Genomic DNA, 14232 nt, shown 5'->3' with positions numbered 1-14232 from the left:
CAAAGGCCGGAAATGGCGGCTTTCTTCACCTAATTTTGAATGTCCGTTCAATCAATATCTCAGAAATAGCGCTTGATTTCAATCCACGGATGCGCGCATGATGAAAGAAAGCCGGCAAGGGGAACGACAGTCGGCGTCAGCACAATGGGATGCCGCATGGCGGAAAAGTCCAAGCCCGCAACCGAGATCACGCCCGGGGCCCTGCAATGACGGCGGCTGTGGAAGGGTCGCCCCCGTGGCGCATGACGCGGGCCAGACGAAATGCCCTTCTGCAATCCGAGCCCGTCCAGGGCTTTGCCCTGATCAGTCCGACCTTTCTCTACGCCCTCATCCTGCTGGTGCTGCCGATCCTGGTGGTCATCGCTCACTCCTTCTGGACGCAGCACTATCTCACCATCGACCGCACATTCACGCTGGAAAACTACCGCGTCGCGCTGACCGAGCCGATCTACCGCGATCTCCTCTGGCGCTCGCTCTACATCTCGCTGACGGTCAGCCTGTTCACCGTGATCCTCGCCTACCCGATCGCCTACTTCATTTCCTTCCATGGCGGCCGTCACAAGAGCCTGTGGCTGTTCCTCATCACCATCCCGTTCTGGACCAGCTATCTCCTGCGCGTCATGTCGTGGAAGGTCATCCTCGGCTACAACGGCGTCTTGAATTCCGGCCTGATGGGCCTCGGCATCATCGATGAGCCATCGACGGCGCTGCTCTACAATTCGACCGCCGTCATCATCACGCTCACCCATGCATGGGCGGCCTTCGCCATCCTGCCGATCTTCGTCTCGCTGGAAAAGGTCGACCGCACGCTGGTCGAAGCAGCCACCGATCTCGGCGACGGTCCCTTGCGCTCATTCCTGCGCGTGACCTTGCCGCTGTCGGCGCCGGGCGTCATCTCGGCGGCGCTGATCGTCATGATCCCGACGGTCGGCGACTACGTCACACCGAAGCTGGTCGGCGGCAAGGACGGCGTCATGATCGCCAACGCCATCCAGGCGCAGTTCGGCAAGGCGGCCAACTGGCCGTTGGGGGCCGCGCTTTCCGTCACCACCATGCTGATCGTCACCCTGATGGCCGGCGCCACGGTGCTGATCATACGCGCACTGCAGAGGCTGGCACGATGAGGGCGCGGCGTTTCCTGTCGGGCGGCTGGCTGTCCGTCTATGCGTTCCTCTATGTCGTCTTCCTCTATCTGCCCGTCATCTTCCTGCCGATCTTCTCGATCAACGCGGCGCCAACGCCGAAATTCCCGCTCACCGGCTTCACGCTGCAGTGGTATGCGGACCTGCCGCATACGCCGGCCCTGCTCGACGCCGCCTGGAACAGCCTGAAAGTCGGTGTCTCGGCTTCGATCCTCGCTACGGTGCTCGGCATCCTCGCCGCCCGTTCGATCACTCGCTACCGCTATCCCGGCCGCCGCACCATCAACGGCCTGATCATGGCGCCGCTGGTGCTGCCCGAGGTGATCGTCGCCATCTCGATGCTGCTGGTGATGCTGCAATTGGGCCTCAGCCTGTCGCTGTTCACCGTCGTGCTTGGCCATGTCCTGGTCTGCATTCCCTATTCGATGACGGTGCTGACCTCCGGCTTCGAAGGCTTCGACCGCAGCCTGGAGGAAGCCTCCGCCGATCTCGGCGAAAGCGCCTTCGGCACCTTCCGGCGCGTGACGTTGCCGATGGTGGCGCCGGCGATCATTTCCAGCCTGCTGGTGTGCTTCACCATTTCGCTGGACGAGTTCATCATCGCCTTCTTTCTGACCGGCACCGAGGCGACATTGCCTATCTACATCTGGGGCCAATTGCGTTTCGCCTCGAAACTGCCGGGCGTTTTGGCGTTGGGCACGCTGCTTCTGGTTGCCTCTTTCCTTTTGATGACCGTCGCCGAAATCCTGCGTCGCCGCGCGGCCAGACGCACCCAGAACGAGGGAGGCCTCTATGCCTGAACAGCCGCAGATCGAGCGCCCCCAATCCGAGCGAGCCCAATCCGATCGGGCCATGATCGAGATCCGCAACGTCACCCGCAGCTATGGATCGTTCAAGGCGCTCGACGACGCGTCCCTGACCATCCGCGAGGGCGAGTTCTTCTCGCTGCTCGGCCCGTCCGGCTGCGGCAAGACCACGCTGCTGCGCATGATCGCTGGCTTCGACAACCCGACCAGCGGCTCGATCGCCGTCGGCGGCCAACCGATGGAAGGCATTCCGGCCAACCGCCGGCCGACCAATATGGTGTTCCAGAGCTATGCGATCTTCCCGCACCTCAATGTCGAGCAGAACGTCGCCTATGGGCTGAAGCGGCTTAGGCTGCAGGGCGGCGAGGAAAAGCGCCGCGTCGAGGAAGCGCTGGCGCAGGTGTCGCTGACCGGGCTTGGCAAACGGCTAGCCACAGAGCTTTCCGGCGGCCAGCGTCAGCGCGTGGCGCTCGCCCGCGCGCTGGTCATGCGGCCCAAGGTGCTGCTGCTCGACGAACCGCTGTCGGCACTCGACAAGAAGCTGCGCGAGCAGATGCAGGTCGAGCTGCGCCGGCTGCAGCAGGCGGTCGGCATCACCTTCGTGCTGGTCACCCACGACCAGTATGAGGCGCTCGCCATGTCCGACCGCATCGCCGTGATGTTCGGCGGCAAGATCGCACAGGTCGCCTCGCCCAAGGAAATCTACCAGCGGCCGGTCAACCGCCAGGTCGCCGACTTCCTCGGCGGCATGAACTTCGTCAAGGCTGAGATCGTCGAGGAGAACGGCACCTCGCTGGTCGTCGACACGCTGGGCTTCGGCCGCGTCAAGACCGAGAAGCCGAAGGCTTTCGTGCGCAATGGCGGCGGCGCCACGCTGGGCATCCGCCCCGAACGCCTGCGCGTGCTGTGGGACAATGCGACGGCAAAGTTCGAGGTCGCCGGCAAGGTGGTCGAACGCCACTATTTCGGCGAGATCACCCACCTGATCGTCGAGATACCGGGCTTGGAAAAGCCACTGTCGGTAACCGAAACCAACGATTTCGGCGCCGACGACATTCCGGTCGGCACCCCGATACGCCTCGCCTACGATCCCGAGGCGCTGGTGGCGATGGGCGACTGAAGCTGCGCCACGATCTTGCGCGCCGCGATGCGTCCCGCAACGATCGCACCCTCGACATAGGCCGGGAATGACGGCGACAGTTCCGAAGCGGCGAAATGGACTGGCGATGCACCGCCAAGAATCGTCCGCTCGGAATCCCTCGCCGTCACGTCGACAATGAGGTCGCTGTAGGCCCCGCCGCTCCAGCGGTCCTGTATCCAGTCGCGCGACCTGAAATCGATGACATCTCCGGCATCCGGCCCGAGTGCTTCCTGCAATCGGGTGGTCACTTCCGCACGCAGCCCCGCCGCGTCGAGCGCACGCCAGCGCAGCGCGAGCGGGCCGCCGATGAAAACGACGAGCGCTGCATGCTCCGCGTCCTTGCTGGCGTCGCAGGCAAACAGTCCCGGCAGGTCGCGCCACATCACCATGCCGCTCAAGTCCCGCTCGCGCCAGAACGGCCGGGAATAGCGCACCAGGATCTTGATCACCGCCCCGCTTTCCCAGACGCCAAGCGCGTGCCCGAGAGAGGGCGGCAAGGCGGGCGCGAAATCGAGCTTCGCGGCCGTCGCCGGCGGCAGGGCGACCAGCACTTGACGCGCTTCGATCGCGCCGTTGGCCGAGACGACACGAACGCCTTGCGGCCCATGCTCGATGCGCAGGACCGGCTCATTCAACAGCACCCGGTCGCCGAGGTCGTCAGAAAGATCCTCGGCCAGCGACTGCATCGTCTCGCGCAGAGAATATTGCAGCTCCGGCACCTCGTTGGTGATGCGTCGGTCATTGTCGATCAGGTACCAGAGCGGCACCCTGTCCATCGGCAGGCACCACAGGCCTTCGATCATCGACCGGAAAGCCGTCTTGGCATCGATGGGATCATGCTGCTGTTCCAGCCAGGCGGCGACGGTCATGCCTTCTATCGACGGGTCGTCCGGCTCGATACCATTCATCCGCTCGCGGATCGCCATGGCGCCGTGATAGGTCCGCTTGGCGTCCTTGGCCGACATCGACGGATGGGTGATGAAATCGCCCTCGACATAGGTTTCGACGAATGTCTTGCCTCGCGCCCTCGCCAGCGCCATCACCTCCGGCATGTCCTCGCACAGGAATTGGCCGCCGCTGTCGATGCGCTCGCCAAGACCGTTGCGGATCGCCTCGACCCGCCCGCCGACGCGGTCGCGTGCTTCAAGCAACAGGAAGCCGACGCCGGCCTGCTTCAGCTCAAGCGCCGCCGACAGGCCGGTGAAGCCGGCACCGACGATGACGACGTCGGTTCTTTCCAGCTCGCTCTTCAATAGCCGGCCTTGATCTTCTCGAACTCGTCGACCATGCGCTTCTTGAGTTCGGGCGCGACCGGCTGCTGGAACAGCGTCTTGTCGAGGAATTTGTCGATGTCGTCGAAACCGCGCTCGGCCAGCACCTTGTGGTCGATCGCGGCCATGCCGGCGCTGTTGCCATGGCCGTAGCCGAACGTCGTCACCATGTATTTCGAAATGTCCGGCGCATTGACCGCGCTCAGGAAATCATAGGCCTGGTCGAGCTTGCCCGGCGCGTCCTTCATCAGCACGTAGCCGCACACCCAGGTCGACATGCCTTCCCTGGTGTCGCGGTTCATGGCGACGGGAACACCTTGCCCATTCATCGCGATCAGTGTCTGGCCCCAGCCCCAGGCGAGATCGACCTCATTGCCGGAGAACGCCTGGTCGATGTCGCTCGAGTCTGTCCAGTAGAGACGGACATTCTTGTGCACCTGGCGCAGGAAGTCGGACGCCTCCTTGAACTGCGCGTCGGTCATCTTGGTCCAGTCCTTCAGGCCGATGACCAGGCTCGCCAGCGCGTAGGCATCGTCGACATTGTCGCCGATGGTGACGCGGCCCTTGAACTTCGGATCGGCGAGGATCCGCAGCGACTGCGCCTCTTGAGCCGTCACATTGTCGGTGCGATAGAGCAGTGCCGTATTGCCCCAGTCAAACGGCATGAACCAGGCCTTGCCGTCGGCCGTGGTGGCGAGGTTCTTCATCGCCATGATGCCGGGATTGAGATCCTTCCAGCCGGCAATCCGGGAGGTGTCGAGCGGCTGCAACAGGCCCGCGTCACGCCATTTCGCAACGCTTTGCGAACAGGGATGCGCAATGTCGGTCTTGAACCCCGCCCGCATCTTTTCGAAAGCTTCGTCCTCGTCGCCGAAGAAGGCGAAGGTCGGCTCGGCGCCGTGCTTGGCCGTGTAGGCGGGATGCAGCAGAGGATCCTCGTAGCCGGACCAGTCGAACACCACGAGATCGCCGCCGCCTTCCGCCCAGGCATAGACCGCGCCGGCGCCGATCACACACGCTGCTGCAAGGGCAAGGCGGCGTAGCACTGACGTCATGGCGAAACTCCCCCATCGCGAAAAAGCTGCTGCGAGGTTAGGAGAAATCATCCGCTTTGGCGAGGCCCGTCCGCCCGCGCTGTCGGCGACGGACGGGCAGTCGGGACGGGATCAATACCCGGCTTTGATCTTCTCGAATTCGGCGATCATCTTCAGCTTGAGGTCGGACGGCAGCGGCGACTGGAACAGTGTCTTGTCGACGAACTTCTGCACGTCGTCATAGCCCTTTTCCTTCAGGATCGCCGGATCGACGCCGGCCATGCCCTTGGCGTTGGCCTGGCCATAGCCCCAGTCCTTGACCAAGATCTTGGCGGTCTCCGGATCGTTGACGGCGTTCAGATAATCATAGGCCTTGTCGACGTTGCCGGGCGCGTCCTTGAACAGCACATAGCCGCAGACCCAGGTCGAGATGCCTTCGTTGGTATCCTTTACGGACTTGATCGGCACGCCTGCCTTGACGGACTGCACAGTCGCATCGTTCCAGGCCCAGGCGAGGTCGACCTCACCGCCGCTCAACAGCTGCACGATGTCGGTGGTGTCGGTCCAGTAGGAGCGGACGTTCTTGTGCACCTGGCGCAGGAAGTCGGACGCCTGCTTGAACTGGTCATCCGTCATCTTGGTCCAGTCCCTCAGGCCGATGGCCAAGCTCGCCAACGCATAGGCGTCGTCGACATTGTCGCCGATCGACACCCGGCCCTTGAACTTCGGATCGGCGAAGGCCTTCAGCGACTGCACGTCCTTGGCATCGATCTTGGAGGAGTTGTAGGTAAGCTGCGTGTTGCCCCAGTCCCACGGCATGAACCACGCCTTGCCGTCATCGGTCGTGGCGAGATTTTTCATCGCCATGATGCCGGGATTGAGGTCCTTCCAGCCTGATATCTTCGAGGTGTCGAGCGGCTGCAGCAGGCCTGCCTCGCGCCACTTCGTCACGCTCTGCGAGCAGGGGTGGCCGAGATCGGCCTTGAAGCCGGCGCGCACCTTCTCGAACGCCTCGTCCTCGTCGCCGAAGAAGGCGAAGGTCGGCGAATCGCCGTTCTTCTCGACATATTTCGGGTGAAAGCTCGGATCCTCATAACCGGACCAGTCGAACACGATCAGGTCCTTGTCGGCGGCGACGGCGAACGCTGCCGCCGAAGCCGCAAGCGCGCCGCCCAGCGCCAATGTCAATGTCAGGCGTCGGCTAAGTTTTTTCATGCTGTTCCATCCTCTTTTGGTCTTGCCGGTCTTGGCGGCCGGCTGTTGCTAACCGTAATGCTTCGGGAAAGCCGCGGCCAAAAAAGCGTTGGCCGCCTGCAAGGCTGTTTCGCGCGTTGTGTCCTCGGTGCCCATCATCAGCCGCAGCCACAGCCCCTCCAGCATGGCCGACAGCGCCAGCGCCATCACCTGCGGCTCATAGGCATACGCGCCGCTCTGCTTGAGCGTCGTGCAGAGATCGATGAAGACCTGCTGGTAATAATTATCGCGCGAACTGCTCAGCGCCTGATAGGTCGGCCGCGACTTGGCCTCGCCCCAGAAGGCCAGCCAGGCGGCGAGCTTGCGCTTGTTGCAGATCGAGCGATCGAAGTCGGCCCACACCAGTTGCTGCAGCTGCCGCGCCGGATCGTCGCCTGCCTTCTGCAGGGAAGCGCGCCAATGCGTAGAATACTCGTCATACATGTACTGCAGCGTCGCGATCAGCAGCTTTTCCTTGCTTTCGAAATGGAAGTTGACGATGCCCCGCGAGAGGCCCGCGCCATCAGCGACATCGGCCATCGTCGTCTCGGCGTAGCCGCGCTTGGCCAGCGAATCGATCGTCGCCTCGATCAGCTGCAGCTGACGGACCTCCTTCGAAGCCTTGCGACCGCGCTTTTCGGCATCGCCCTTTCGCGCCGTTTCGGCGAGAATGTCCTTGGCCTCGGAAGTCTTCATGGATGTGACGGTCTCCAGCATTGCCGGCTATCCAACCGGCTTCCAACCGCGCAGATGAGTGGGACGGTGCTCGCCACTGTCAAGCACCTTCTGCATGGCCTCCCAGGTCTTGATATTCTTGTCGACATAGGCCGCGCCGACCACGGCGGCGACCGGCGCATAGAGCGGTCCTTTCAGCCTTTCCAGTTCCCCGCGCGCGACCTCGCGGTACCAGGGATTGCGGTCGCGCACGGTGACATCGGCAAAGCCGGCGCCACGCATCGCCTGGGCGTAGCGTGCCGGCGAGGCCATGGCGAAGGACAACCCTTCGGCGGCGACATAGGCCTTCATCTCGGGTGAAGGTTCGCCATCATGAGAGATCATCCAGTTGGAGGCGGCAAAGACACCGCCCGGCTTCAGCACGCGGAATATCTCGGCGAACAGGCCGTCCTTGTCGGGCACATGCAGCAACGCGTCCTTGGAGAAGACGACATCGAAGGAGCAATCGGTGAAAGGCAGTGGCCCGGGTGCCGCCTGGACAAAGCTGGCGCGCTTCGCCAGCCCACGCGCCGCAGCCCGCAGCCTGGCCGCCTCGATCACAGGCTGCTCGACATCGAAGCCGGTGGCATGGTTAGCGCCATGGCGCTCGATCAGATGCAGGGTGATGCCGCCGGATCCGCAGCCGATATCGAGGATCGTCTTGCCCTCGAGCGAGAGTCCGTCGACCACCCGGTCGACCTCATCAGGCCCGCCCGGCGACAGATAACCATCGCCCCACAGCGCCTCGAGGAAGCGGATGGCGGTGTCGTCATACTCGGGCTCGGCATCTGCCGTTTCGATCATCGGCTCTCGGTCCCCAATCGCCGAAATTGCGCACTGTCGAATGTCGGCAAAGCGTAGCGCATGTCAGGGAAAACGCAACATCATTTGTTGAACATTCATTCAGTATGGCTAGACAGAACGGCTGAAACCATGCCAAATTCCGCGCATTCGGGAACAGATCACGCAAAAATGAACAGCGGGCCGTACAGAGCAATTCCAGGAAAAGTGTGAGCGGTTTTCCCGGGAAAAGCGCGGCGCTTTCCCTTGGGAATTGCGTAGAAACAAAGAGATTAGGGCACAATGAAAGCTTGGGACGCGATCATCATCGGCGGCGGACACAACGGTCTGGTCAATGCCGGCTATCTGCAGCGCGCCGGGCTCGACGTGTTGGTGGTCGAGAAGAACGAATGGGTCGGCGGTGCCGCCACCAGCCGCGAGCTGACGCCGGGCTTCCTCTACTCCAACTGCTCCTATGTCTGTTCGCTGTTCCGCCCCGAGATCATGCGCGACCTCGAACTGCCGCGCTTTGGCCTGCAGGTCATTTCCTATGAGGGCGGCGCGGTATTCACCCGCGACGGCGACTACCTCGCCAACTACCGCGACCACGATGCGCACCGGCGCGAATTCGCCCGCTTCTCCAAGCGCGATGCCGAAGCCTATGACCGCTACGCCCGCGACGTGACGCGGCAGTGCCGTTTCATCCAACCGCTCTTGATGCGCACCGCCCCGGATCCGACCAGCCTCAAGCCGCGCGACCTCGGTGAGTTGCTCTATCTCGGGAAGAAGTTCGCCGGCCTGTCGGCCGAGGAAATGGCGCTGACGCTGCGCTTCTGGACCATGTCGATCTCGGAATTCCTCGACGAATATTTCGAGACCGATGTCATCAAGGCGAACTTCGCTTTGTCAGGCATCATCGGCACAGCACTCGGGCCGATGTCGCCCGGCACGGCCTATGTGCTGCTGCATCACTATATGGGCGAGGTCGACGGCTCGGTCGGCGCCTGGGGCTATGCGCGCGGCGGCATGGGCGCGGTGACCAAGGCGCTGGCCGCGTCTTTCAAGGCCTCTGGCGGCACCATCCGCACCGGCGCCGAGGTCGACCATGTGCTGGTGAACCGAGGCAAGGCCAAGGGCGTGGTTCTGGCCGGCGGCGAGGAGATTTACGGCAAGCTCGTCGTCTCCAATGCCGACGTAAAGCGCACCTTCCTGAAGCTGGTCGAGGAAAAGGAACTCCCCGACATTTTCCTGCGCCGGGTGAAGAACTTCAAGATCCGTGGCTCGTCGGGCAAGGTCAACATCGCGCTCGATTCGCTGCCGGAATTCCCGGCACTGCCGAAGGACTCGCCGGTCTATCGCGGCGACATGCATTTCACCGATTCGATGGAGCGCATGGAGCGCGCCTATGACGACTGGAAGGCCGGGCGCTGGTCGGCCGATCCCTTCCTCGACATGGTCATCCCAACGACGCTCGATCCAACGATGGCGCCGCCGGGAAAACATTTCATGAGCTGCTTCGTGCAGTACGCACCGCCCAAGGTGAACGGCCGAGAATGGACCGATGCCGATCGCGACGGTTTCGCCGAAAGCGTGATTGCGCAGATCGCTGAGTACTCGCCGGGTTTTCGCGACCGCATTGTCCACATGGAAGTGCGCACGCCGCGCGAGATCGAGGCCGAGGTCGGCCTCACCGAGGGCAACATTTTTCAGGGCGAACTAACCTTCGACCAGCTGCTGTTCAACCGCCCGGTGCCGGGCTACGCGCAATACCGCTCCCCGGTCGGCGGCCTCTATATGTGTGGTTCCTCGACCCATCCCGGCGGCGGCGTCATGGGCGCGCCGGGCCGCAATGCAGCCGCTGAAATCCTGCGCGATCTCGCCAAATCCACCTCGCATATGAGCCCGGCCCATGACGTCATTTGATGCAATCGTCATTGGCGGCGGCCACAACGGCCTCGTCGCCGCTGCCACGCTGGCCAAAGCCGGCCGCAAGGTGCTGGTGCTGGAGGCTGGAAGCGAAGTCGGCGGCGCAGCGCGCACCGAGGAATTCGCTCCGGGCTTTCGCGCGTCGTCAGTCGCACATCTGCTGAATCGTCTGCATCCCGATGTGGTGAAGACGTTGGAACTGGAGAAGCATGGGCTGCAATTTAACCGCGCGGACTTCCTGCCGTCAGTAGCCCTGTCCAGGGATGGCCCGCCGCTGATGCTGCATGGCGCCTATGGCGAGGTGCTGACCGGCGCCAGTTCCTCCGAGCAATCCGCCTGGAAGGAATTACGCGAACAGCTGCTGCGCTATGCCGGCATCCTGAAACCTTTCTTGTCGCGCCGGCCTCCCGATCTCGCCGGCATGTCGTTGCTCGAGACCGCTGCCCTCGGCCAGACGGCGCTGGCCCTGAAAAAGCTCGGCAAGGAAGACATGCGCGACTTCCTGCGCGTGCTGCTGATGAACGTCGCTGACCTGCTCGACGAGCAGCTTGCCGACATCAGGCTGAAGGGCCTGCTCGCCTTCGACGCGACGCTCGGCAGCCATCTCGGCCCGCGCTCGCCGACCTCGCTGCTCGGCCTCTACTATCGCCTCGCCGGCGAGACCGGCGGAGCAACCGGTGCGCAGGTCGTGCCGCAAGGCGGCATGGGCGCTGTCGTCGCCGCCATTGGCGCTTCGGCGGAACAGGCCGGTGTCACCATCCGCACATCGGTTACCGCAGCAAAAATCATCGTCGAGAAAGGCCGCGCCGTCGGCGTCGTGCTCGACACCGGTGAGGAGCTGCGCGCCAGGACCGTTGTCTCGGCCATCAACCCGGCAACCACTTTCCTCGACCTTGTTGGACCGCGCGAGATCGACACCGGCTTCGTGCGCAAGGTGAAAAACATCCGCATGAAGGGCGATGCCGCCAAGCTCAATCTGGCGCTCGACCGGCAGCCGCAGTTCACCGGCGTCGATGCAGCCGGCCACAAGGGCCGGCTGGTCATCGCGCCCTCGCCCGATCATGTCGAGCGCGCCTTCAACCCGTCCAAATATGGCGAATTCTCACCCGAACCGGTGATGGAGATCACGCTGCCCTCGCTCGCCGACCCGTCGCTCGCACCCGCCGGCGCCTGCGTGCTGTCGGCGGTGGTGCAATACGCCCCCTATGCTCTCAAGGAGGGCTGGGACGCCGGCAAGCCGAAATTCCTTAGGGCAGTTATGGCGCAGCTCGAGGTTTTCGCGCCCGGCATCGGCAAGAGCGTTGTCCACGCCGAGCTTCTGACGCCGGCCGATATCGAGACGCGCTACCGCATGCCGGGCGGTCACTGGCACCACGGCGAATTGCAGGCCGACCAGATGCTGATCTCGCGGCCCGTGGCCGGCTGGTCCGGCTACGACACGCCGCTCGAAGGACTGTTCCTGGCCGGCGCCGGCTCGCACCCCGGTGGCGGCGTCTCCGGCGCACCCGGGCTCAATGCCGCACGGCGCATCATCGCGATGAAGGGGTAGGCCATGGCTCAGGCAACCAGGAAGAAGCCCGTTGCAAAGACAGCCGATGCGGCTGTTTCCGCCCGCATCGCCGCCCAATCGCATTTCCGAACGCTGCGCCTCGGCACGCCATTCCAGCCGCGCATCGATGCGCTGGCCAAAACCCAGGACTGGTACAATTGGGCCGGCTACCGCGCTCCGCATTCGCTGTGGGATGAGGAGCTCGAGTACTTCGCCATCCGTAGCCAGGCGGCGCTGTTCGACATCTCGCCGATGACCAAATACCGGATTGAGGGGCCGGGAGCCGAGGCCTTCCTCGGTCGGGTCACCTTGCGCGATGTCACTAAGCTCAAACCCGGCCGCGTCCACTACACAGCGTGGTGTGACGACGAGGGCTTTGTCCTCGACGACGGCACGCTGTTCCGGCTATCGCCGACACGCTTCCGCCTGTGTTCGCAGGAGCGACATCTGCCCTGGCTGCTCGACAGCGGCATCGGCTTCGACGTCATCGTCGAAGAGGAAACCGAGGCGGTCGCCGGCCTGGCGTTGCAGGGGCCAACCTCCTTTGCCGTGCTGCGCGATGCCGGCTTTGCCGGCGTCGAGAAATTGAAGATATTCGACCTCGCCGATTTCCCGCATGACGGCGGCACCGTCACGATCTCGCGCACCGGCTTCACCGGCGATCTCGGCTATGAACTCTTCGTGCCGGCCGACAAGGCGTTGAGCCTGTGGGACCGGTTGATGACGGCAGGCGAACTGCGCGGCATCCGCGCCATCGGCTACACCGCGCTCAACCGCGCGCGGCTGGAGGCCGGACTGATCGTTGCCAATGCCGACTTCACCACCGCAGAGCATGCCATCCGCGCCGACCGCTTGCGCAGGCCCGACGAGATCGGCCTAGGCTTCATGATCGATCGGGAAAAGGGGCATTTCAACGGCCGCCGCGCCATTCTCGAAGCGCGTACCAAACGCAAGCTGCGCCATGTGTTGGTCGGGCTGGAGATCGAAGGCAACATTCCAGCCGAACACGCCATCGTCTATTACAAGAAAAGCCAGGAGGTCGGGCTGGTCAGCGCCGCCATGTGGTCGCCGATGGCCAAGCGCAACATCGCCATCGCTTCGCTTGAGCGACCGTACGGTGATACGATGGTGGAGGACCTCTGGGTCGAGATCTATGCCATGCGCGAGCTGCAATATCAGAAGCTAATGAAGCGGGCCAAGGTGGTGCCACGGCCGTTCATCAAGCTCGATCGTCGCACCGCCAATCCGCCGGCGGATTTCTGACCATGGCCGACGAAGCCGACAAGCTGCAAGAAGATGGGGAAGTCGCCGAACAGTGGGAGCTGGTCAACACCCCGCTCGGCGAGAAGTGGTCCGGCCGCACCCGCTATGCCGCCGCCATGTTCTTCTACAAGCGCGACGAGATGAGTGCCGAGACGCTCGAGGTCTACCGCATCTGTGCGCGGCTCGATTCAGAAAACCCGCTGCCGATCATCCGCGACCGTGGCGTCGGCAAGGACTGGCTGAAGCGTGTGGGCTTCGATCAGTAGCGTCGCCTCAGCCTATCGTGCGCTCAAGCATGCTCAACCAATTGCGATAGGCGATCTTCTCGATCAGCGCCCGGCCAAAGCCACGCGCGGCCAAGGCATCGATCAGCTTCGGCAGGCCGGCAACGTCGCCGATGACGGCCGGGATCATGGCGCCGTCGAAATCCGAGCCGAGACCGACGCCATCCTCACCCAGCGCCTGCAGCAAAGAATCGACATGGCGCACCATGATGTCGAGGCTGGTATCGGCATTCATGCGGCCGTCTTCACGCAGGAAGCCGGTCGCAAAATTCAGACCCACCATGCCGCCGGACTCGCGGATCGCGCCGAGCTGCCAGTCGGTGAGGTTCCGCGAATGGGTGCAGAGCGCATGCACGTTGGAATGGGTGGCGACCAATGGCGCATCGCTCAGCGCAGCGACATCGCGAAAGCCCTTCTCATTCAGGTGCGAAAGATCGATCACGATCTTCAGCTCGTTGCAGGCCTTGACCAGCGCCTTGCCGGCATCGGTCAGACCCGGGCCGGTGTCCGGCGAAGACGGAAAGCGGAACGGCACGCCGTGGCCGAACGCATTCGGCCGGCTCCAGACGATGCCGAGCGAGCGCAGGCCGGCGGCATGCAGCACGTCGAGCATGGTGAGTTCGGGATCGATCGCCTCGACGCCCTCGATGTGGAACACCGCGGCAATCGTGCCTTTGGCCATGGCGTTGTGTATGTCGGCGGCAGTGCGGCAGACAGCCAACGCTCCGGCGCGTTCCAGCCGAAACAGGATGGAGGCCATCGCGATCGTCGAATTGAGCGCATCAGCGCGCGGCACCTCCGGCGGCAGCGGCTCGCTGTCGCTCGGTGCCAAGGGCACGGCGCTGCGCCTGGCTTTCTCGACCGGCGGCGGGAAGATCGCGAACATGCCGCCGGCAAAGCCGCCGGTCTTGGCGCGCGGCAGATCGATATGGCCGCCCGATTTCCCCTCGATGAACAGCTTTTCGACGTCCGTGTCCTTGGACTGATAAAGTCGCAGCAGCGTATCGTTGTGGCCGTCGAAGACGGGGACGAGGTCTGTTTCGGTCATAGGGGGATCATTCACTTCGTTTGTCGGCACGGCGATATATC

At 63.5% G+C, this 14232-nt stretch carries 13 protein-coding genes; 7 read left to right on the top strand and 6 right to left on the bottom strand.

Annotated features, from left to right (window positions below):
- Positions 1-206 precede the first annotated feature (206 nt).
- Genes AC1DX4_RS27170 through AC1DX4_RS27160 form a run of 3 tightly spaced genes read left to right on the top strand, consistent with a single transcriptional unit; the run spans position 207 to position 3068 of the window.
- Entirely contained in the window at positions 207-1124 is a 918-nt protein-coding gene (locus AC1DX4_RS27170; RefSeq protein WP_477223235.1) for an ABC transporter permease, read from the top strand.
- Positions 1121-1942 (top strand): ABC transporter permease, encoded by an 822-nt coding sequence (locus AC1DX4_RS27165; RefSeq protein ID WP_477223234.1) that lies wholly within the window; start codon positions 1121-1123, stop codon positions 1940-1942. The genes AC1DX4_RS27170 and AC1DX4_RS27165 overlap by 4 nt, the downstream gene beginning before the upstream one ends.
- 52 nt (positions 1943-1994) lie before the next feature.
- Positions 1995-3068 (top strand): ABC transporter ATP-binding protein, encoded by a 1074-nt coding sequence (locus tag AC1DX4_RS27160; protein WP_477223387.1) that lies wholly within the window; start codon positions 1995-1997, stop codon positions 3066-3068.
- Here the strand turns inward: AC1DX4_RS27160 and AC1DX4_RS27155 are convergent.
- The 5 genes from AC1DX4_RS27155 to AC1DX4_RS27135 form a co-directional block, all read right to left on the bottom strand.
- Positions 3032-4342 (bottom strand): flavin monoamine oxidase family protein, encoded by a 1311-nt coding sequence (locus AC1DX4_RS27155; RefSeq protein WP_477223233.1) that lies wholly within the window; start codon positions 4340-4342, stop codon positions 3032-3034. The two genes, AC1DX4_RS27160 and AC1DX4_RS27155, sit on opposite strands and share 37 nt — an antisense overlap.
- Positions 4339-5415, bottom strand: a complete 1077-nt coding sequence (locus AC1DX4_RS27150; protein WP_477223232.1) for an extracellular solute-binding protein — start codon at positions 5413-5415, stop codon at positions 4339-4341. The genes AC1DX4_RS27155 and AC1DX4_RS27150 overlap by 4 nt, the downstream gene beginning before the upstream one ends.
- A 111-nt stretch (positions 5416-5526) precedes the next feature.
- The gene (locus AC1DX4_RS27145) at positions 5527-6609 is read right to left on the bottom strand and encodes an ABC transporter substrate-binding protein (protein ID WP_477223231.1); all 1083 of its coding nucleotides are present in this window, start codon (positions 6607-6609) and stop codon (positions 5527-5529) included.
- Between the two features lie 48 nt (positions 6610-6657).
- Positions 6658-7344, bottom strand: a complete 687-nt coding sequence (gene betI / locus AC1DX4_RS27140; RefSeq protein ID WP_477223230.1) for a transcriptional regulator BetI — start codon at positions 7342-7344, stop codon at positions 6658-6660.
- 6 nt (positions 7345-7350) lie between these two features.
- Complete coding sequence (locus AC1DX4_RS27135; RefSeq protein WP_477223229.1) at positions 7351-8145, bottom strand: class I SAM-dependent methyltransferase; 795 nt, start codon at positions 8143-8145, stop codon at positions 7351-7353.
- A 279-nt stretch (positions 8146-8424) separates the two neighbouring features.
- Here AC1DX4_RS27135 and AC1DX4_RS27130 point away from each other — a divergent pair, with 279 nt between their 5' ends.
- The 4 genes from AC1DX4_RS27130 to AC1DX4_RS27115 are packed head-to-tail and all read left to right on the top strand — an operon-like array spanning position 8425 to position 13125.
- The gene (locus tag AC1DX4_RS27130; protein WP_477223228.1) at positions 8425-10044 is read left to right on the top strand and encodes a phytoene desaturase family protein; all 1620 of its coding nucleotides are present in this window, start codon (positions 8425-8427) and stop codon (positions 10042-10044) included.
- Complete coding sequence (locus tag AC1DX4_RS27125; RefSeq protein WP_477223227.1) at positions 10031-11596, top strand: phytoene desaturase family protein; 1566 nt, start codon at positions 10031-10033, stop codon at positions 11594-11596. The genes AC1DX4_RS27130 and AC1DX4_RS27125 overlap by 14 nt, the downstream gene beginning before the upstream one ends.
- Positions 11597-11599: 3 nt before the next feature.
- On the top strand, positions 11600-12859 hold the full coding sequence (locus AC1DX4_RS27120) for an aminomethyl transferase family protein (protein WP_477223226.1): 1260 nt from the start codon (positions 11600-11602) through the stop codon (positions 12857-12859).
- Between the two features lie 2 nt (positions 12860-12861).
- Entirely contained in the window at positions 12862-13125 is a 264-nt protein-coding gene (locus AC1DX4_RS27115) for a hypothetical protein (RefSeq protein ID WP_477223225.1), read from the top strand.
- 7 nt (positions 13126-13132) lie between these two features.
- Here the strand turns inward: AC1DX4_RS27115 and AC1DX4_RS27110 are convergent, their stop codons facing one another.
- The gene (locus AC1DX4_RS27110; RefSeq protein WP_477223224.1) at positions 13133-14191 is read right to left on the bottom strand and encodes a dipeptidase; all 1059 of its coding nucleotides are present in this window, start codon (positions 14189-14191) and stop codon (positions 13133-13135) included.
- Between the last annotated feature and the right edge of the window lie 41 nt (positions 14192-14232).

The sequence above is a fragment of the Mesorhizobium sp. P3_A8 genome (assembly GCF_056402995.1).
This window is presented reverse-complemented; position numbering and strand designations above follow the sequence as displayed.

Excerpts from the sequence above, each read along its gene's own strand:
- AC1DX4_RS27165 (WP_477223234.1), top strand. The coding sequence starts at position 1,121 with ATGAGGGCGCGGCGTTTCCTGTCGGGCGGCTGGCTGTCCGTCTATGCG.
- AC1DX4_RS27145 (WP_477223231.1), bottom strand. The coding sequence starts at position 6,609 with ATGAAAAAACTTAGCCGACGCCTGACATTGACATTGGCGCTGGGCGGC.
- AC1DX4_RS27130 (WP_477223228.1), top strand. The coding sequence starts at position 8,425 with ATGAAAGCTTGGGACGCGATCATCATCGGCGGCGGACACAACGGTCTG.
- AC1DX4_RS27160 (WP_477223387.1), top strand. The coding sequence starts at position 1,995 with ATGATCGAGATCCGCAACGTCACCCGCAGCTATGGATCGTTCAAGGCG.
- AC1DX4_RS27125 (WP_477223227.1), top strand. The coding sequence starts at position 10,031 with ATGACGTCATTTGATGCAATCGTCATTGGCGGCGGCCACAACGGCCTC.
- AC1DX4_RS27120 (WP_477223226.1), top strand. The coding sequence starts at position 11,600 with ATGGCTCAGGCAACCAGGAAGAAGCCCGTTGCAAAGACAGCCGATGCG.
- AC1DX4_RS27135 (WP_477223229.1), bottom strand. The coding sequence starts at position 8,145 with ATGATCGAAACGGCAGATGCCGAGCCCGAGTATGACGACACCGCCATC.
- AC1DX4_RS27170 (WP_477223235.1), top strand. The coding sequence starts at position 207 with ATGACGGCGGCTGTGGAAGGGTCGCCCCCGTGGCGCATGACGCGGGCC.
- betI (WP_477223230.1), bottom strand. The coding sequence starts at position 7,344 with ATGCTGGAGACCGTCACATCCATGAAGACTTCCGAGGCCAAGGACATT.
- AC1DX4_RS27110 (WP_477223224.1), bottom strand. The coding sequence starts at position 14,191 with ATGACCGAAACAGACCTCGTCCCCGTCTTCGACGGCCACAACGATACG.
- AC1DX4_RS27150 (WP_477223232.1), bottom strand. The coding sequence starts at position 5,415 with ATGACGTCAGTGCTACGCCGCCTTGCCCTTGCAGCAGCGTGTGTGATC.
- AC1DX4_RS27115 (WP_477223225.1), top strand. The coding sequence starts at position 12,862 with ATGGCCGACGAAGCCGACAAGCTGCAAGAAGATGGGGAAGTCGCCGAA.